An 18,721-nucleotide genomic window follows, 5' to 3' on the forward strand; every position below is an offset into this window, starting at 1 on the left:
CCCGCGCAGCCCTCACTCGAGTGAGCGGGAGACGATGTCGGAGACGTCCGGCGACAGGCCGGGACGGTCGGCGACGCGGCGCAGGGCACGCTCGGCCGAGGCGCGGCGCCCGGGCTCCAGCACGCGCCAGCTCTTGAAGGCGGCGAGCAGCCGGGCGGCTACCTGCGGGTTGCGCGCGTCGAGCTCCAGCACCGCGTCGGCGACGAAATCGTGGCCGGCGCCGTCGGCACGGTGGAACTGGGTCTGGTTGATGCTGGCGAAGGTGCCGACCAGCGCGCGCACCCGGTTCGGGTTGCTCCACGAGAAGGCCGCATGGGTGGTGAGGCCGCCGACGCGCGCCAGCGTGCCCGGCTCGGCGATCTGCGCCTGCAAGGCGAGCCATTTGTCGACAACCAGCGGATCGTCGCGGAAGCGCTCATAGAAAGCCGCCAGCGCCGCCTCGCGTGCGTCCGGCGCCGAGTGGGCGAGCACCGACAGGGCGAAGAAGCGGTCGGTCATGTTGTCGGCGCGCTCGAAATGGCCGACGGCGCGGGCGATGCCCTCGGGCGAACCGCCGGCTGCGAGCAGATCGAGGCTGGCATTGCGCAGCGCCCGCCGCCCCGCCGAGTCCGCGTCCGGCGAATAGGCGCCGCTCGGCGCGTGCCGGGCATAGGCCGCCTTCAGTGCCGGCGCCAGCGCCTCGCCGAGCGTCTGGCGCAGCGCCTTGCGGGCGTCGTGGATGGCGTCGGGATCGACGTCGGTGCCGATCTCGCGGGCGACGTCGCCCTCGGAAGGAACGGACAGCGCCTGGGCGATGAAGGCCGGGTCGAGCGCGCTGTCTTCCAGCGTCGAACCGAGGGCCTCGACGAGCGCCTCCGGCGGGGACAGGGCGCGTCCGGTGCGCGCGGCGGTCGTCGCCTCGACCAGATAGGCGAGGGCGATGGTCTGGCCGGCGTCGAAGCGGTTGAACGGGTCGGCGTCGTGGCGGGCGAGGAAGACGAGCTCGGCGGTGGAGAGGTCACTCGTCAGCTTCACTGGGGCGGAGAAGCCGCGATTGAGCGAGGGCACCGGCCGCTCGGCCACATCCCGGAACACGAAACTCTGCTTCGGCTGGGTGATGAGCAGCACGCCGCGCTCGGCATTGGTGCCGTCGTCGAGGACAAGCGGCAGGTCCTCCCCGTCCGGGCCGACGAGGCCGACCGCGAGCGGGATGACCATGGGCTGCTTGTCGCTCTGGCCGGGCGTCGGCGCCAGCGTCTGGGAGACATCGAGGCGGAAGCTGCGCGCGGCCTCGTCCCACTGGCCGGAGACAGCGAGCTTCGGCGTGCCGGACTGCGCGTACCAGAGCGCGAACTGGGTGAGATCGACGCCGTTGGCGTCGGCGAAGCAGGCGAGGAAGTCCTCGACCGTGGCCGCATCGCCGTCATGGCGGTCGAAATAGAGGTCCATGCCGGCGCGGAAGCCCTCCTCGCCGAGCAGGGTCTTCAGCATGCGCACGACCTCGGCGCCCTTCTCGTAGACGGTGGCGGTGTAGAAGTTGTTGATCTCGCGATAGACCTGCGGGCGCACGGGATGCGCCAGCGGGCCTGCATCCTCGGGGAACTGGTGGCTCTTCAGGAGGCGCACATCGGCGATCCGCTTCACCGGCCGCGAGCGCTGGTCGGCGGAGAATTCCTGGTCGCGGAAGACGGTGAGCCCTTCCTTCAGGCAGAGCTGGAACCAGTCGCGACAGGTGATGCGGTTGCCGGTCCAGTTGTGGAAATACTCGTGGGCGATGATGCCCTCGATATTGGCGTAGTCGGCGTCGGTCGCGGTCTCGGGGCTGGCGAGCACGTATTTGTCGTTGAAGACGTTGAGCCCCTTGTTCTCCATCGCCCCCATGTTGAAGTCGGCGACCGCGACGATGTTGAACACGTCGAGGTCGTATTCGCAGCCGAACGCCTCCTCGTCCCAGCGCATGGAGCGCTTGAGCGCGTCCATGGCGTAGCCGGCGCGCCCGGCCTTGCCCGGCTCGACATAGACGCCGAGATCGACCTTGCGGCCGGTGGCGGTGACGAACTCGTCGCTCACCCGGTCGAGCCTGCCGCCGACGAGGGCGAACAGGTAGCAGGGCTTCGGCCAGGGATCGTGCCAGACGGCGTAGTGGCGGCTGGTGCCCTCGACATCGCCGCTTTCGACCAGGTTGCCATTGGCGAGCAGGACGGGGGCTTCCTCGCGCTCGGCCTCGATGCGGGTGGTGTAGACGGCGAGCACGTCCGGCCGGTCGGGGAAATAGGTGATGCGGCGGAAGCCCTCGGCCTCGCACTGGGTGCAGTAGGTGCCGCTGGAGCGGTAGAGGCCCATCAGCTTGGTGTTGGCGGAAGGGTCGACCAGCGTCTCGATCTCCAGCACCAGCGCCCGCTGCGGCGGGGCGAGGATGGTCAGCGCGGAGGAGGTGGCGACATAGGCGCTGCCGGCGAGCGGCTCGCCGTCGAGCGTGACGGCCTTCAGCGCCAGCTCGTCGCCGTCGAGCGTGATGGCCGAGCCCTCGCGCCCTTCGGGATTGGGCCGCAGCCCGAGCCGGGCGATGACGCGTGTCGCGGTGGGGTGCAGGCGCACGTCGAGGTCGACCGTGTCCACGAGCCAGTCCGGCGGGCGGTAATCGCTGAGGCGGACGGGCTGGGGGACGGCATCGCGCGGCATCGCGGAACTCCGGACAGGAGAAAGGCAGGTCGCCAACAAGTAGGCCCTCGCGCCCCGAACAGGAAGCCCCGGCGGCACGGTCTCGCATGGCCCGTGGCACTCCCGATTATCCGCAAGCGGGGAACCCAAGCGGCAAATATCTGTTAGTCGATTGGGGAAAGTCAGGGCTTGTGCATGAGGGAGTGGTCCGTAATGCAGGCAAACGTTCGGCCTGAACGGTTCGAAACGCTCGATTCCTGGCGTGGTTTATGCGCCATCATGGTAGTGATCTATCATTACATCTATGTGGTACGATTGGATGCATTGAATTTTACATTGATTTCAAATTCATATCTTTTCGTTGATTTCTTCTTCGTGCTTTCCGGCTTCGTCGTCTGCCATGCCTATCGCGCACGCATCCGCGACGCGCGGCACGCCGTCGGCTTCATGCTGCGGCGGATCGGGCGGCTCTGGCCGCTACATCTCGCCGTGCTTTTCGCCCTGATGCTGGCGGTGATGGCGTTCAACCTCAGCGGCCACTATCCGGACGGCGTGGCAATCCAATCCGACACCGGCAATTATTCGATGCGGGCGCTGATCCTCAACGCTGCGCTGCTGAACTCGATGGGCTTCTACGGCGTCGCCTGGAACGGGCCGGCCTGGAGCATCGGCGCGGAGTTCTACACCTATGCCCTGTTCGCCGGCGTGCTGCTGTTCTTCGGCACGCAGCGCCTCGCGGGAGCAGCGGCGGTGCTGTCGCTGGCGGCGATGGCGGTGATCCTGCTCGCGGCGCCGGCCTATATGAACTCGACCGCCGATTTCGGCTTCCTGCGCTGCATCGCCGGCTTCTTCGCCGGCGTCGTCGCCTGGCACGGGCATGAGCGGCTGCGCGGCCGGCCCTTGCCCTTTGCCGGTCTTTGGGAGGCGGGGGCCGTGGTCGGCGCCGGCCTGTTCATCGCCGCCGCGGGCACCGGGCCTGACCAGGTGCATCCGTGGAGCGTGCTGGCGCCGGTCGCCTTCGCGCTGGCGATCCTCGTCTTCGCCCGCGAGGACGGCACGCTGTCGGCGCTGATGCGGGTGGGGCCGCTCGCCGCGCTCGGGCGCTGGTCCTACTCGATCTACCTCATCCACATGCCGCTGCTGATCGTGCTCGGCTATGGGCTCTGGCTCTATGGCGACCTCTCCGGCGACACGCTGTACCAGCCGGCCGAGGTGCTGGGCTTCGAGAAGCACCTCTATGACCTCGGTCACCCGCTGGCCGCGCCGGCGCTGCTCGCCGCCTTCATCGGTACGGTGGTCGCGCTGGCGGCGCTGAGCTACCGCCTTGTCGAGGAGCCGTGGCGCGAGCGCTTCGCCCGTTTCGCGCGCCACCACGAGAAGGGCGGACGCAGCCTCGCCCCGCTGCCGCCGCGCTCGGTCGCGGTGCCCGTGCGGGTGGAAGAGCGGCGGCGGTGAGTTGTTGGAGCGGCGCATGTTCTGATCGCAAAAGTCGAACAACTTTTGCGGAACATGCGCTCAGCGCTTGCGGGTGATCTCGACGCCGGCGTCGCGGAAGATGCCGGCGATCGGGGCGGCGGGCTTGTGGACCTCCACCCGCACCTTCTCGACGCGGGCGAAGCGCGCCAGCACCGCCTCGGCAATGGCCTGGGCGAAGGCTTCGAGGATGTGGAAGCGGTGGCCGCTCGATATCTCGTGCACCACCTCGAAGATCTTCTCGTAGCCGACCGTCTCGCCGTAATTGTCGTGCGCGGCGGCCTGGGCCGTATCGAGCCACCAGTCGACATCGACCACGAAGCGCTGGCCGAGCCGCGCCTCCTCCTCGTGCAGCCCGTGATAGGCGTGCAGTTCGATGCCCCGGAGGAAGATGCGGTCGGACATGTGCTGGGTTCCGGCTGGAGATGTCAGGCAGGAGCGAGGGCGGCGGCGAGCAGGCCCACCGCCACGGCCGGCGCGCAATCGGCGGCCTGCCGCGAGAGGGCGGGGTCGTCGGTCAGCACGTCGGCGAGATCGAGATAGGCCATCGAGCGCCGCTCGGCGAGCCTCGCCGCCATGAAGCGGCCGACGCCGGCGCCGACGATGAGCTCCGGCTCCGCCTCAAGCCCCGAGGCGACGCAGTCGAGCGCGCGGGCGAGGCGATGGAGCTGGGCCTCCGCGAGATGCCGCGCCAGTGCCTTGACCTTGGGCAGGTTGGCCGGGGTGAGGTCGTGGCCGACCATGCGCAGCAGGCGCCGGGCACTGGCCTCCTCGGTCTTCGGCCCGCCATCGGCGGTGGCGTGCAGATCGGCGTCCTCCGGCAGGTCGCCGGTGAGGCGATGGATGTCGGCCGTGGTCGCATAGTGCTCGGCCATCAGCGGCAGCCAGCGGCCATTGAAGGGCGCTTCGGCGGTGAGCGCCATGACGGGCGTGCGCACCGCGCCGGTGTAGATCAGCTCGTTATTGGCGAGGCGCTCGGCATCGGTGAAGCCGCGCGCGGTCACCCGGCCGCTGTCGAAGGGGATGAGGTCGGCGGTGGTCGAGCCGATGTCGACGAGCACGCCGCCCGGCAGCAGATGCGCCAGCACGGCGGCGGTGGCGTACCAATTGGCCGAGCCGATCGTGTCGGCATGGGCGGCGGCCTGTTCTGGCGGCACGAAGCCCTCCGGCCCGGCGAACAAGGCGAGCGGGGCGCCGGAGAGCTCGCGCATCAATATGGCGGTGACGTCGACCACGCCCGAGCGCCGGTCCGGCCAGAGATCGGCGACCTCGGCGGTCATGGTGACGGCGGAGGGGATGTCCGGCGCGAATTCGCTGCGCAGCTCGCGCAGCGCGCCGGCGAGGTGATCGGCGCCCTTCCACACCGGGCAGGGGGCGATGCGCACGGCCTTCAAGCGGCCGTCGCGGCCGAAGGCGGCGAGCTTCACATGGGCGCCACCGACGTCCCATGCCAGGCGGGCGATATCGGTCAAAGCAGCACCTCGATCGGGATGGCGGGCGGCAGATGCGGCAGGTCGGGCACCGCGCCGTCGCGGATCAGCTCGGCGACGAAGGCGGCCGGGTTGACGCCGAGCGACCGGCGCAGCCCCGCATAGGAGGTTGTGAGGCGCGGATTGACCTCGACCACCATCGGGCCGTCCGCGGTGGCGATGTAGTCGACGCCGACGATGCCGTGCAGCCCCGGCAGCGCCGCACCGATGCGCGCACCGAGTTCGCGCAAGTCGTCATCGACCGGGAAGGCGCTGACCGTCACGCCGGAGAAAGAGAGCGCGCGTTTGGCCTGCATCACATGCTGGCGGTTGGCCGAGAGCACATGGGTGCGCCCCTCCTGGCAAAGCAGGGTCAGGCTGGCGGCGGTGCCCTCGACGAAGGGCTGGACGACGACGCCGGGCGGATAGGGCGGGGGCGGCGGGCGGTCGTGGACGCGCACATCCGCCGCCCCGGCGCCGTCGTCCGGCTTGATCACGATGGGGCCGGCGAGGTCGGCCGGCACGGCGCCGCCCCGCCAGGTGGGCACGACGCGGATGCCCGCAGTGGCGAGCGCCTCGGCGGTCAGCGCCTTGCTGGCGCAGACGCGCAACGTTTCCTCGTCCGGGCTGATCACGCGGCGGCAGCGCGCACGCAAATCCGTGACCAGCCGCTCCAATATGCCCTCGGTCTCCGGCGCGATGGGCCAGCAGCAATCGGCCTCGGCGGCAAGCAGGTTCCAGATCGAGCGCGGATCGTCGCCGAGGCGCAGCGCCGTCGAGCTGCCGCGCGGCGGGGCGGGCAGGCGCGCATCATGCGTCGTGGCGACGCGCACCCCCGGCAGGTCCTCGAGATCGCCGATGAGCGTATCGCGCATCAGCGCGCCTTCGGCTATCAGCGAGTCCGGCAGGTCCTCGCCGAGATAGTCGCCGCCAGTGACCGTTTCGCAGACGAAGACAAGCATGATCGGACAAGCATTCTCAAACCGGCGCAGGGATACGCGGAAGGTGGAACTTATACCGGTGATCGACCTGATGGGAGGTCTGGTGGTGCATGCGCGGCGCGGGGCGCGCGACGCCTACCGGCCGATCGAGACGCCGCTCTCCACGAGCGCCGACCCGCTCGACGTGGCGGGCGGGCTCATGTCGCTCGGCGGCTTCCGCAGGCTCTATGTCGCCGATCTCGACGCCATCGCCGGCAAGGGCGGGCACGATGCGGTGCTTGCCCGCCTCGCGGCGCGCCATCCCTCGCTCGGCCTGTGGGTCGATGCCGGCGAAGCCAGTCCCGAGGCGCTCGCCCGCCGCGCCAGCGAGGGACCGGGGCGGCCGGTGGTCGGCAGCGAGAGCCTCGCCAGCCTCGACGAAGCGAAGGCGGCGCTTGCCGCTTCCCACGGCCCGCTGTCGCTCGACTACGGACCGGAAGGTCCGCGCGGGCCCTTGGAGCTGCATGCGAATGCCGATCTCTGGCCCGACGAGGTGATCGTCATGACGCTGGCGCGCGTCGGTGCCGGGCAGGGGCCGGACTATGAGCGCCTCGCGGATGTCATCGCGCGCGCCGGCGGGCGGCACGTGCATGCGGCGGGCGGGGTACGGGACGCGGGCGACCTTCATCGGCTCGCCGAGATGGGCGTCGCCGGCGTGCTGCTGGCGAGCGCGTTGCATGACGGGCGGCTGTCGCGCGCGGACATCGCCGCCTTCACGGGGTGAGCCGCGAGGCGGCGAGCGAGGCGGCGAACAGCGTGGCGACGGTGAGGTCGGCGCTGGTGCCGGGGTTCAGCCCGCGCTCCTTCAGCGACGCGTCGAAGGCGCCGAGCGCGGGATGGCGCGTCGTGGCGGGGGCGCGGAAATCGACGCATGCCGCCAGTTCGGCTGCTTCGGCCTGCACGCCCTCGGCAGTCTCCAGGCCGAATTTGCGGGCGATGTGGCTGTCCGGGAAGGCGGCCATGAAGGCCAGATGCACCGCCTCGGTGCGCGCCTCCGGTTCGGCGCCGCAGAGCTCGGCATAGCGCGGCAGGCCGATGTCGAAGATGTCGGCATATCCAGTCACATATTGCCGCGCCACGCGGTCGCGCTCGGCGGCGAGCGCCATCGCCGTCTTCAGCCCGATGCTGGCGGGAGCGGCGACGTCATGTTCGCCGTGCCGGCCGAGCCCGCCGGGATTGGCGGCGGCGATGCCGCGGAAGGCGGCCTGCGCGTCATTCAGATCGAGGTCGTCGAGCACCGCGGCAAGGTTCTCGCGCAGCGGGCCGGCGCGCTCTGCGGCGGCGGCGAGGGGCGCGCAGAGCAGCACGATGCCAAGATTGGCGTTGAGGCCGGTCGCCTTGAGCGAGGCGGCGACCGCCTCCTCGATGCGGGTGCCGACGCGCACGCCGGGCGTCGCGAGGAAGGGCGCCGCCGCCGCGGCCGCCTTCTCAAAATGCACGACCTCCATGCCGTGGCCGGCGCTGTGGCGGTGGACGTTGCCCACCTTCAGCGCGGCGAGCTCGGCATGGCAGGCGGCGCGGAAGGCGGCCTCGATGGCGTCGGCCTTCATGTGGCGGGCGCCGTCGCCAGCGTCGCCGCGAGATGGCCGGCGAGCGCGCCGGCGATGTCGATGTCGATGGTCTTCTGCAGCCCCTTCCAGGCCGGCATGGAGTTGACCTCCAGCAGCTGGAAGGTGCCGTCGGCGGCCTCGATCAGGTCGACGCCGGCATAGTCGGCACCCACCGCGGCGGTGGCGCGGATGGCGAGCTCATGCGCGCGGGCGTCGAACGGCGCCGCCTCGCCCACCGCGCCCTGATGGATGTTGGTGATCCAGCGCGGCGAGCGTCGGATCATGGCGGCGGCGACCCGGTCGCCGATGACGAAGACACGCCAGTCCTGATAGCTCGGGGCCGTCGGGGCGCCGACGAAGTCCTGCAGATAGTAGATGCCGCCCACCTTTTCCGGTTCCGGCAGCGCCTCGCGGGGCGCGATCCGCCTGATCCCCTTGCCCTGCGCGCCGAACAGCGGCTTGAGCACCATGTCGCCCGGCGCCTCGTCGACCAGCGCCTGCATCGCCGCGCGGTCCTCGCGCACGAAGCTGCGCGGCGTCGGCAGCCCGGCCTTCGCCATCAGGAAGCTGGTCATCGACTTGTCGACGCAGCGCTCGATGGCGCGGGCGTCGTTCATCACCTTCACGCCGGATTCGCGCAGCGCGTGGAGCAGGCCGAGCCGGGCGGTGATCTGCTCGGTCGAGCCCTTGGCGATGAGCCGCACGAAGGCGGCGGCGGGCAGCCGGTCGCCGAGGCCCGGCAGTACCAGCCCGTGCGCGGTCTCGCCGATGGCGAAGCCGCAATCGTTGAGCGAGAGCACGAGAACGTCGAAGCCCTCGTGCTCGATCGCCGCCTTGAGACGGCGCGTGTGCCAGTCGGCATCCTCGGTGAAGATGACGACCGTATCGGAGCGCAGGGCGCTCATGCGAAGGAGCGCTCCAGAATGTCGTCGTGGAAGGCGCCGAAGGTGAAGCTGCGGCCGGTCTCCAGCGCCGTCACGGTCACGCGGGCCGGGCTGAACAGCATCGGGTCCATGGCGTAGAAGTCGCCCTTGTAGGCGGTGAAGATCTCCGCGAAGGTGCGTCCATGGTCGCGCGAGGAGGAACTGGGCAGCCCCTCGGCCAGCTCCCGCGCGTCGCTTTCCGGCCCGGTCACGAAGAGCTGCACGTCGCCGCCATAGAGCGTCGCGTCGTTGGTGCGTCCCATCGCGGCGACGAAGTCCGGCGCCGGCGGGGGCAGGGGCGAGGAGCCGATACCGTCCACCACGCGGTCGAGCGGGAAGTGCAGCGCGTGCGTCTTGTGCAGCGCCACCTCCAGCACGCGGGCGACGATCTGCACCGTGCCGGCGAGGCTGCTCGTGGGGGTGAGGATCAGCGTCAGCCTCTCCGGCGCGACGCCGCATTCCTCGGCGATGCGCGCGACCAGGCTGTCGGGCGGGGTGCGGTCGACCTCCAGCACAAGGCAGGCATGGTCGGCGCTGTCGCGATAGCCGAGCTCGCCGAACAGCGTCTCCTTCGCCCAGAGCGCGCGGGCGGGGCCGGAGCCGAGGGCGAAGAAGTCGCCTTCGGAGAGGCTCCAGCCGGCATATTGGCTGCCGAGGCAGGCGATGACCGGATCGGCCGTGGTGACCGTGATCATCGTCCCCCAGCGCGCGAAGCGCCCGGCGGTGTCGACGCTGACCCGGCCCAGCCCGCCGAGGCAGATCTCGGCGATGCGCCGGCCGGCCTCGATGCCGCCGCGCGCCTTGATGCCGGCATCGACGATGCGCGCCCCGCAGGGGCTGCGGCTCACATCGAGGCGGAGGACATCCGCCTTGGCGATGAGCTCGTCGACGAGAGGTCGGCTGAGGGCTGCAACGCTGGGGCGCTTATCGTTGGAAGGTTCGCCCATGGAAATATGACTCCAGGAAATTATTCGGCGGCTTTGCGGCTGGCTGTGCTCAGCTCCCGCCAGATTCGGTCCATGCGGCGTGCCAGTTGTGCGCGCGCCTCGGTGAGGTCGTGGCCGGCGGCGAGGACCGTGCATACGGGCTCGCCCGCCTCGATGCGGGTGCCTTGCGGCGGACGGTCGGCGACCCAGCCGGGCAGGGCGTCGAGCCGCATCTCGATGAAGGCGGGCGCGTAGAGGATGCCGGCGGCGCGCACCTCGACGCCCTCGCCGGGGAGAAGCGGCGGCAGGTCCGGCAGCGTTCCCGCGCAGGCGTCGAAATGCAGGTCGAGGAGGGGCGGCAGCGGCGGGCGGTCGAAGACGTCGAGCGTCGCGCCGGGGCGGGGATTGACCTCGATGAGGCTCCAGCCGGGGGGATGGAGCACGAGGTCGGCGCTGGCGAGGCCGACGAGGCCGGTGGCGGCGACCAGCCGGCCGAGCGCGGCGGCGACATCCTGCCCGATCGCCGGATCGAGAAGGATCGGGCCGGCCGCCCCGCCATAGCGGAAGGGAGCGTCCGGGGTCGGCGCGCTCCATTGCTCGGAGAAGCCGAGGAGCCGGGCCTCGCTTCCATCGCCGAGGAACAGCGCCGAGACGGTGCGGCCCTCGACGAATTCCTGCAGGTAGCGGTCGCTGCCGCCGACGGCGTCGGCGGGACGGACATGACATCCGCCGGAGCCGCCGATGCGCTTCTCGAGGGTCCGGACGCCGTCCGGTGCGCGCTCGGGAAAGACCCGTGGATGCGCGATGCCGAGCCCGGCGAGCAGCCCGGCGAAGGCCAGCGGCTGCTTGAGCCGGGCAATGGTCGCGCTGCCATTGCCGACGAGGCGGAAACGCGCGGCCAGCTCGTCGACCATTTCCGGCGCCTGCTCGAAGCCGGTGCCGAGGACGATCGGCAGGTCCGGCCCGGCATGGACGGCAAGCTGCTCGGCAAGGTCCGCCGGGTCGATGCGGAAACCGCCCAGCCGGCGCAGCGGAATGGCTTCGACGGCGAGCGCACGGGTGTCCTCGTCGCCGAACAGGTCGAGGACGATGGCGCGCAGTCCCGCGCGACGGGCGGCGGCGGCCAGTCCTCGCGCGGCGATGCCCACGATGACGACATCGGCTTCGTCCCTAGACTGTGAGTGATCGCGCCAGGAGGAAGGCATCCTCGAACCCGATGGTCAGGGCAGCGGGTGCAACCCGCATCCGCTTGAGAAGCTCATGTTGCACGCGGTACTTGAGATGGCCAATGGTCAGTGCGCCGATGCCCAGCGCCCCGTTCACGAGGGGCTTGCCGTCGGCATGGGCGTCGATGCCCGCGATGCCCGAAGGCGGCACGGCGTTGACGTCGGCGGCCACCTTCAGCTTCTTCGCCCCGGCCAGCGCCGTGGCGGAGAGGATCTCGACGCCGGCACGCCCGCAGGCGAGAGCGACGTCGGCATCCGCCAGCAGGTCGCGCTTGTCGTCGTCGCTCTTCGCCGCGGCGGTGGCGAAGTCGACGCCAAAACGGTGCTTGAAGTCGCGGGCCTTGGCGTCGACGGCCTCGATGTCGCGATGGCTGACCAGCGTCACCTGCGCGCCGGCCTGCGCGGCGATCACGCCGGCGATGCCGCCAACCACGCCGGTGGCGCCATAGACCTGCACGTTCAGGCCCTTGAGGCCGTCGGGATGGCTCGGGCGCAGCTTCAGCTCGACCTCGGCCACCATGGCGGCGGCGGTGGTGAAGGAGCCGGCGGGATCGACGAAGAGCGAAATCTCGAAGGGCGGGAACAGCACGCTCTTGGCCTTGTCGGCCATGTCGAGCGCGAGGCTCGCATCCTTGCCGCCGATGAACAGGCCGGTGCGCGGCGCGGCGTCCGGATGGCGCGAGAACATCATGTCCTGGGTGAGGTCGGCGATCTCGTCCAGCGTCACGTTCGAATAGGGCAGGATCGTCGTGTAGCCGGCGTCGACGGCCATGTTGACGTCGAAAGGCGAGACATGCCGAAGCGGCGAGACGATGTGGAGAATGGGGGCGATATCCGCCATTGCGTTCTTCCCTAAGTCGGAATCGGGCCTTGCGGCCTCTGTGGAGAGGTAGGGGAGAGCGACGCGGGCGTTACGCCAAAACCGCCGCTAGCACTGCTCGACGCAGGCAAGCCATTCGATCCGTGCGCCGGCGTTGGAGCCGCGTACACAGTCGAAAGCCAGAGCGGGCCGGTCGCCGAAACGGGCGCGGGCCTCGCTGATAAGTTCGTCCGCCTCCTCGGGGCTGCCCAGCACGGCAAAGCCGGTGGGACCCCAGGAGCTCTGGCCGAGACCACGCAGACCGCGAGCCTCCAGCCAGTCCATCACCTCGGCGACGGCGCTGCTTGTATAGCGGCCACCCTGGGCGTCCGCATAGTGCTCTCCGAGCAGACGCTGCATTTCGCCTACCGCCGCGGCGAAATAATCCACATCCGCTTCCGCCAGCGCCGGCAGCGCCACCATCAGCGCGAGGCGCGCCATGTGCCCGGCCAGCGTGTCGGCGAAGGGCGGCAGGTTCTCCATCGCGGAGACCTCTTCCGGTCCGCTAAGCCCCTGATGCGCGTGGTCATATACCAGCATCAGGCGCCAGCGCTCGGGGAAGGGCAGGCGCGAGAGAATGGGAGGCGGCGCGTCCGAACCGCGCTTCTTGCCGCCGTCGAGAATGACACCGCCCTCGCTGAAGGCGCCGATGCCGATGGCCGAGCGCGCCCCGCGACCCAAGGCCGCGCCCACCTCGCGTGGGGTAATCTCCAGCCCGTTGAGCAGGCACAGGCCCGTCGCCACGGCGAGGCCGAGCTGCGTGCCGGAGCCGAGGCCGGAATGCGGCGGCAGCGCCGTCTCCACGGTCACCTCGACATTGGGGTCGAGGCCGAAGCGGGCGGCCGCCTTCTCCACCGCCGCCAGGGCGCGCCCGGCATCCGGGCCGGTGGCGGCGAGGCGCCCGGTTCGGCGCATGCGAACGGTGGTCGCGGGACGGTCGAGGGTGATGCCGAGGCTGCCGAAACGACGCCCCAGCGTGCCGGCGAGATCGATGAATCCGAGATGCAGCCGGCCCGGCGCGGTGATGCGCACCGCGGCCCGTTCCCGTTCGTCGTCTGCCGCGCGGAATTGACGTGTCGTGCTGTTCACCGGCGTTTCCTCGGCGGGCATGGTAAGGCGCGGACGGCGCCGCGGACAAGCCGGTGCGGCCATTTCGGCGTTTGCCGGATGCCGCGGGGCCGTGCTACCGAATCGAGAAAAGCCGCCCGCGACAGAACGGGCGAACGCCGCCAGGAGGACGCCGGACCATGACCGTGGATCCGAAAAAGACCTTCACCGACAAGGAGGTGGAGGAACGGCTCGCTGCCGCTCTGCCGCATTGGAAGCTGCAGGACGGCTGGATTCGGCGTACCTACCGCACCTCGAGCTGGAAAGGCACGCTGATGGTGATCAATGCCGTCGGCCATTTGGCCGAGGCAGCCTGGCACCATCCCGACATCACCGCCTCCTATGCCTGGGTCGAGGTGCGGCTGATGTCGCACGACGCCAAGGGCATCACCGAGCGCGACTTTCAGCTGGCGAAGAAGATCGAAGAGGTGGTCGGCTGGCAGCCGGGCACCGAGGAGGGCAGCGCGCTGGAAGGCACGCCGCGCGGCGATCTGCGCTTCGCCTACATCAAATACGATTGAACGGTAAGATTGAGCGATGGCCGAGGCTTCCACCCAGACGATCCACGACGTGGTCTGCGGCTTCTGCGGGCTGGGTTGCGACGACCTGACCGTCGAGGTGGAGGGGCGCGCCGTACGCGTGCGGGGCGAGGCCTGCCCGGAGGCGGTGCGCCTGTTCACGCGCCTCGACGTCGATGACCGCCCGGTCAGTGTCGCCGGCGATCCGGCAAGCCTTGACGAGGCGATCGAGGCGGCCCGGCGGATCCTCTCCGAGGCTCGCGCGCCGCTGATCGGCGGGCTTGGCACCGACATGGCCGGCGCCGGGGCGCTGGTCGACCTCGCGGTCCGCTTCGGAGGCGTGCTCGACCATTACGCCTCGGACGGGCTGTTCAGGAACTACGCCGCCGCCCAGCGCACCGGCTGGCTGGCGGCGACGCTGGCCGAGGTGCGCAACCGTTGCGATGTGCTGCTCGTCGTCGGCGAGGATCCGAGTGCCATCTGGGGCCGGCTGTTCGAACGCTTCTTCCCCGCTGATCCGCTCTTCGCCGGCAAGCCGCGCAAGGTTGTCTTCCTCGGCGGCGCGCCGGGCGAGAAGGCGAAGGTGCAGCTCGGCGGCGCCGATGTCTCGCATATCGCCACCAGCGATCCGGTGGCGGTGCTGGAGGCATTGGGCGGCTTCACGGCAGGCCGCGTGCCGCCGGGCACGAGCTTCGGCGGCGTGGCAGTCGAGGCGCTGGCCGCTCTCGCCGACAAGCTGCGCACCGCCCATTACGCCGTGGTGACCTGGAACGCCGCCACGCTCGACGACGGCGATCTCGTTGCCGAGCGCGCCACGGCGCTGGTCGACACGCTGAACGTCACCACCCGCGCCGGCGTGTTCCCGCTCGGCGGGCGCGACAACCTCATCGGCGTCAATCAGCTCATGCTCTGGCGGCTCGGCTACCCGCTGCGCACCGCCGTGCGCGGGCAGCAGAGCGTGCATGACGGCGCGCTCTACGCGACGCAGGCGGCGCTTGGCGACGCCGACGTGCTGGTCTGGGTCTCGGCCTTCCGGCCGGAACCGCCGCCGGAATTCGCGGGCAAGCTGATCGCGCTTGCCCATCCTGAAACAGTATTCGAAAGAGAACCGGATGTTCTGATCCCCGTGGGCACTCCCGGCGTCGACCACGCCGGCACGGTGTTCCGCATGGATTCGATCGTGAGCCTGCCGCTCGGCGCCTTGCGCGTCGCGACGCTCCCCAGCGTCGCCGAGGCTGTGCGTCGCATAGCGGAGGGGTAAATGAGGCTCAGGCTGAAGGGCGGGCGTGTGCTCGACCCGGCCAATGGTGAAAACGGCGTCGCCACCGGATCGGCGCGCGACATCGAAATCCTCGACGGGCGCATCGTCGCGCCGACCGACCAGAGAGCCGACGCCGAGTACGACGTCGGCGGCGACGTGGTCATGGCCGGCGGCATCGATCTGCACAGCCACATCGCCGGCGGCAAGATGAACCTTGCCCGCCTGCTGATGCAGGAGGATCGGCGCGCCTATCCCGAGATGCCCGGCAATTTCTGTGGCTGCGGCGGCGGGCGGGCGGTGCCGACCGCGCACGCCACCGGCTGCCGCTATGCCGAGCTCGGCTACACCACCGTGTTCGAGCCGGCCATGGTCGGGTCGAATGCGCGCGGCGCACATCTCGAGATGGCGGACATCCCCAATCTCGACACCGGCGCCTATCTGGTGCTCGGCAATGACGACTTCTTCCAGCGCCTACTGGCCGCCGGGGCCGGGCAGGAGCAGGTGAACGCCTATGTCGGCTGGATGATCGAGGCGACCCAGGCCTTCGCCATCAAGATCGTCAATCCGGGCGGCATTAACGCCTTCAAGTTCAACGCCCGCAAGATGGACCTCGACGAGGCCAACCCGCATTACGGGACGACGCCGCGCAAGGTGCTGACCACGCTGATCCGGGCGGTGACCGAGCTCGGTCTACCGCATCCGATCCATCTGCACGGCTGCAATCTCGGCGTGCCCGGCAATGACGAGACGACGCTCGCCACCATCGCCGCCGCCGAGGGGCGGCGGCTGCACCTGACGCACCTGCAGTTCCACTCCTACGGCACGGAAGGGGACAAGCGCTTCTCCTCCTCCGCGGCGCGGATCGCGGAGCTGGTCAACGCCAACCCGAACATCTCGGTCGATGTCGGGCAGGTGATGTTCGGCCAGACGGTGACCGCCTCGGCCGACTACATGTCGCAATACCGCAACCGCGGCATCGCCTCGCCGAAGAAGTCCATCGGCATGGATATAGAGCTCGACGCCGCCTGTGGCGTGGTGCCGTTCGAGTATCGCGACAAGTCCTTCGTCAACGCGCTGCAATGGGCGATCGGGCTGGAGCTGTTCCTGCTGGTCGAGGATCCCTGGCGGATCTTCCTGACCACGGATCACCCGAATGGCGGGCCGTTCACCACCTATCCGCACCTGATCCGGCTGCTGATGGACCGCGACTTCCGCAACGCGCAGCTGGCGACGCTGAACAAGGCGGCGCAGGCGCATACGATGTTGTCGCAGATCACCCGCGAATATTCGCTGGAGGAGATAGCCATCCTCACCCGCGCCGCCCCGGCCCGCATCCTCGGGCTCAAGGACAAGGGGCATCTGGGTGCGGGCGCGGTGGCCGACATCGCCGTCCACACCGAGGACGCCGACCGCGAGGCGATGTTCTCCAAGGCGCGCTTCGTGTTCAAGAACGGCCGGCTGATCGTGAAGGACGGCGTGGTTGTCGAGCTGGCGCAGGGCACGACGCATGTCGCGCGGCCGGCCTTCGACCGCGGGATCGAGACCGAGATGGACCGCTGGTTCGACGCGGCGGTCGGGCTGAAGGCCAAGCATTTCCGCGTCGCCGACGGCGAGTTGAGGAATGGCGCCGGGCCGACCATCCTGAAATGCGAGGGGGTGGCGCCATGATCCGCAACGGCGTCGAAATCCGCGACAACTTCGCCGAAGCCTTCCCGATGGTCGGCACCCGGCTCATCGTCACCGCCGACACGCCGGACTGGGCGCTGACCGCCGGGCGCGTCACCACAGGCTTCGCCACCTCGGTCATCGGCTGCGGCTGCGAAGCCGGCATCGAGCGCGTGCTGGCGCCTGAGGAGACGCCGGACGGGCGGCCGGGCGTCTCGCTGCTGATCTTCGCCATGGATTTCAAGCAGTTGAAGACCGTGGTGCCGCTGCGCCTCGGCCAGTGCATCCTCACCTGCCCGACGACGGCCTGCTATGCCGGTGTCGAGACCGGCAAGCGGGTGCCGCTGGCCAAGACCATCCGCTACTTCGCCGACGGGCACCAGATCTCCAAGAAGATCGGCGACAAGCGCTTCTGGCGCCTGCCGGTGATGGAGGGCGAGTTCGTCTGCGACGAGGACACCGGCTCGGTGGAGGGCGTCGGCGGCGGCAACATCCTCATCCTCGCCCGCACCCGCGGCGCCGCCTTGCGGGCGGCCGAGGCCGCGGCGGCGGCGATGGGCAAGGTCGAAGGCGTCATCCTGCCCTTCCCGGGCGGCGTGGTGCGCTCCGGCTCCAAGGTCGGCTCGAAATACAAGGGCCTGTTCGCCTCCACCAACGACGCCTATTGCCCGACCTTGCGCGGCACCGTGCCGAGCCAGCTCACCGCCGACACCGGCTCGGTGATGGAGATCGTTATCGACGGCGTCAGCTTCGACGCGGTGGCGGAGGCGACCCGCGTGGGCATCCTCGCCGTCTGCGACATCGGCGCCGAGGGCGGCGTGGTGGCGATCGACGCCGGCAATTACGGCGGCAATCTCGGGCCGTTCCACTTCAAGCTGCGCGAGATCATGGCCAACGAGGGAGACGTGGCATGAGCGGGGTGTCGCTGAAGCCGCGCGCGACCTTGGAGGCGCGGGTCGACCTTTCCGGCATCACGCCGGCCGTCACCTGCCCGCTGACGCTGCGGGAACTCGAAGGCCTGTCGGTGCCCTATGGCGCGAAAAGCGTGCCGTTGGCCGAGCTGTTCTTCATCGAGGGCGCGCCCGAGGGCGTGCTGCTGATCGAGATCGGCGATTCCCGGCTCGACGGTGTCGGCGCCGGCATGCTGGAGGGCGAGCTGATCGTCGACGGCGTGGTCGGCGCCTGGGCCGGGCGCGGCATGGGCGGGGGCGTGTTGCGCATCGCCGGCGATGCCGGCGATTTCCTCGGCGCCGAGCTCTCCGGCGGGCGCATCGAGCTCGCCGGCAATGCCGGCGCGCATGCCGGCGGGGCCACCTCCGGCTCGCGGCGCGGCATGTCGGGCGGCGTGCTGAAGATCGGCGGCAATGCCGGGCCGCGCGCGGCCGAGCGCCAGCGCGGCGGGCTGATCGTCATCGGTGGCGACGCCGGCGAGGGGCTCGCCACCGACATGATCGCCGGCACGGCGAGCGTCGGCGGCACGATCGGCCCGCTGATGGGGCGCGGCATGAAGCGCGGGACGGTCTTCACAAGGACCGTTCCCGAGCTGCCGGCCGGCTTCGTCGATACGGGCGAGCAGGAGCTGGTCGCGCTTCAGCTCTTGGCCCGCCGCGTGCCCGAACTGAAGGCCGTCATCGGCCAGAGCACCCGCGCCCGCCGCCTCGTCGGCGACACGCTGCTCGGCGGCCAGGGCGAGCTGCTGGTGCCGGCCTGACAGGCCCGCTTTCGTGATTGGGGGGCACTGGGCCGGCGGGTGTAAATTACCCGTCGGCGCCGGGCGTGCCGTTCGGCGCTTATTGAATCTGGAGCGCTTTCTTATCGTTCGGATGTTCCATCCGAACGGAAAGGGCTCCGGCCACAGGAGGCGCCCATGGGCCGCATGTTCATCGACTGCCGCGAAGTGCCCAGCGAGAAGAACTGTACCGTCGCCATTGCCGCCGACAACGAGCGCGAGCTGCTCGACGCCGTCGTCCAGCATGCTGTGTCGGTGCACGGCGCGAAGGACACGCCGGAGTTCCGCAAAGAGCTGAAGCAGGCGATCCACCAGGGCACGCCGCCCATGCAGGTGCACCGCGCCGCCTGACGAGCGGCAATTGCCTGGCCGACGCTTGCGACGCCGGCCGGGCA

The 18,721-nt window shown here is 70.1% G+C and carries 18 protein-coding genes; 8 read left to right on the top strand and 10 right to left on the bottom strand.

Translation table 11 applies throughout. The annotated features are described in order from the left end of the window. Nucleotides 1-12: 12 nt before the first annotated feature. Entirely contained in the window at nt 13-2,661 is a 2,649-nt protein-coding gene (gene pepN / locus SNOV_RS03730; RefSeq protein ID WP_013165578.1) for an aminopeptidase N, read from the bottom strand. 192 nt (nt 2,662-2,853) lie between these two features. On the opposite strand from pepN, the gene SNOV_RS03735 reads away from it, so the two are divergent. After that, nucleotides 2,854-4,095 (top strand): acyltransferase family protein, encoded by a 1,242-nt coding sequence (locus SNOV_RS03735; protein ID WP_013165579.1) that lies wholly within the window; start codon nt 2,854-2,856, stop codon nt 4,093-4,095. A 60-nt stretch (nt 4,096-4,155) separates the two neighbouring features. Here the strand turns inward: SNOV_RS03735 and folB are convergent, their stop codons facing one another. The 3 genes from folB to SNOV_RS03750 are packed head-to-tail and all read right to left on the bottom strand — an operon-like array spanning nt 4,156 to nt 6,544. Next, nucleotides 4,156-4,518, bottom strand: a complete 363-nt coding sequence (folB, locus tag SNOV_RS03740; RefSeq protein ID WP_013165580.1) for a dihydroneopterin aldolase — start codon at nt 4,516-4,518, stop codon at nt 4,156-4,158. Between the two features lie 23 nt (nt 4,519-4,541). Continuing rightward, a complete protein-coding gene (locus SNOV_RS03745; protein WP_013165581.1) occupies nt 4,542-5,585 on the bottom strand; it encodes a hydantoinase/oxoprolinase family protein in 1,044 nt (347 codons plus the stop codon). Next, complete coding sequence (locus SNOV_RS03750; RefSeq protein WP_013165582.1) at nt 5,582-6,544, bottom strand: ATP-grasp domain-containing protein; 963 nt, start codon at nt 6,542-6,544, stop codon at nt 5,582-5,584. The genes SNOV_RS03745 and SNOV_RS03750 overlap by 4 nt, the downstream gene beginning before the upstream one ends. A gap of 43 nt (nt 6,545-6,587) precedes the next feature. Here SNOV_RS03750 and SNOV_RS03755 point away from each other — a divergent pair, with 43 nt between their 5' ends. Next, nucleotides 6,588-7,286, top strand: a complete 699-nt coding sequence (locus SNOV_RS03755; RefSeq protein ID WP_013165583.1) for a HisA/HisF-related TIM barrel protein — start codon at nt 6,588-6,590, stop codon at nt 7,284-7,286. On the opposite strand, the gene SNOV_RS03760 is transcribed toward SNOV_RS03755, so the two are convergent. The 6 genes from SNOV_RS03760 to SNOV_RS03785 form a co-directional block, all read right to left on the bottom strand. After that, nucleotides 7,276-8,112, bottom strand: a complete 837-nt coding sequence (locus SNOV_RS03760) for a triphosphoribosyl-dephospho-CoA synthase (protein WP_013165584.1) — start codon at nt 8,110-8,112, stop codon at nt 7,276-7,278. The genes SNOV_RS03755 and SNOV_RS03760 overlap by 11 nt on opposite strands. Next, complete coding sequence (locus SNOV_RS03765) at nt 8,109-9,017, bottom strand: RimK family alpha-L-glutamate ligase (RefSeq protein ID WP_013165585.1); 909 nt, start codon at nt 9,015-9,017, stop codon at nt 8,109-8,111. The genes SNOV_RS03760 and SNOV_RS03765 overlap by 4 nt, the downstream gene beginning before the upstream one ends. Further along, nucleotides 9,014-9,982, bottom strand: coding sequence for a methenyltetrahydromethanopterin cyclohydrolase (mch, locus tag SNOV_RS03770; protein WP_013165586.1), 969 nt, complete (start codon nt 9,980-9,982; stop codon nt 9,014-9,016). Before mch ends, SNOV_RS03765 begins: the two co-directional genes overlap by 4 nt. Before the next feature lie 20 nt (nt 9,983-10,002). Further along, nucleotides 10,003-11,109, bottom strand: coding sequence for an ATP-grasp domain-containing protein (locus tag SNOV_RS03775; RefSeq protein ID WP_244412851.1), 1,107 nt, complete (start codon nt 11,107-11,109; stop codon nt 10,003-10,005). A gap of 22 nt (nt 11,110-11,131) precedes the next feature. After that, nucleotides 11,132-12,028: an NAD(P)-dependent methylenetetrahydromethanopterin dehydrogenase gene (locus SNOV_RS03780; protein ID WP_013165588.1), complete on the bottom strand. Its 897-nt coding sequence runs from the start codon at nt 12,026-12,028 to the stop codon at nt 11,132-11,134. A gap of 87 nt (nt 12,029-12,115) precedes the next feature. Further along, nucleotides 12,116-13,135, bottom strand: a complete 1,020-nt coding sequence (locus SNOV_RS03785) for a beta-ribofuranosylaminobenzene 5'-phosphate synthase family protein (RefSeq protein WP_244412853.1) — start codon at nt 13,133-13,135, stop codon at nt 12,116-12,118. Nucleotides 13,136-13,293: 158 nt separating this feature from the next. Here SNOV_RS03785 and SNOV_RS03790 point away from each other — a divergent pair, with 158 nt between their 5' ends. The 6 genes from SNOV_RS03790 (at nt 13,294) to SNOV_RS03815 (ending at nt 18,677) form a co-directional block, all read left to right on the top strand. After that, nucleotides 13,294-13,674 (top strand): 4a-hydroxytetrahydrobiopterin dehydratase, encoded by a 381-nt coding sequence (locus SNOV_RS03790; RefSeq protein WP_013165590.1) that lies wholly within the window; start codon nt 13,294-13,296, stop codon nt 13,672-13,674. Between the two features lie 16 nt (nt 13,675-13,690). Next, complete coding sequence (locus SNOV_RS03795) at nt 13,691-14,932, top strand: formylmethanofuran dehydrogenase (RefSeq protein ID WP_013165591.1); 1,242 nt, start codon at nt 13,691-13,693, stop codon at nt 14,930-14,932. Further along, entirely contained in the window at nt 14,933-16,600 is a 1,668-nt protein-coding gene (locus SNOV_RS03800; protein ID WP_013165592.1) for a formylmethanofuran dehydrogenase subunit A, read from the top strand. After that, nucleotides 16,597-17,511 (top strand): formylmethanofuran--tetrahydromethanopterin N-formyltransferase, encoded by a 915-nt coding sequence (fhcD, locus tag SNOV_RS03805; RefSeq protein WP_013165593.1) that lies wholly within the window; start codon nt 16,597-16,599, stop codon nt 17,509-17,511. Before SNOV_RS03800 ends, fhcD begins: the two co-directional genes overlap by 4 nt. After that, nucleotides 17,508-18,308: a formylmethanofuran dehydrogenase subunit C gene (locus SNOV_RS03810; RefSeq protein WP_013165594.1), complete on the top strand. Its 801-nt coding sequence runs from the start codon at nt 17,508-17,510 to the stop codon at nt 18,306-18,308. The genes fhcD and SNOV_RS03810 overlap by 4 nt, the downstream gene beginning before the upstream one ends. Nucleotides 18,309-18,464: 156 nt before the next feature. Beyond that, a complete protein-coding gene (locus tag SNOV_RS03815; protein WP_013165595.1) occupies nt 18,465-18,677 on the top strand; it encodes a DUF1059 domain-containing protein in 213 nt (70 codons plus the stop codon). The last annotated feature ends 44 nt before the right edge of the window (nt 18,678-18,721 follow it).

Origin of the sequence: Ancylobacter novellus DSM 506, assembly GCF_000092925.1 — a bacterium.
Classification (GTDB): domain Bacteria; phylum Pseudomonadota; class Alphaproteobacteria; order Rhizobiales; family Xanthobacteraceae; genus Ancylobacter; species Ancylobacter novellus.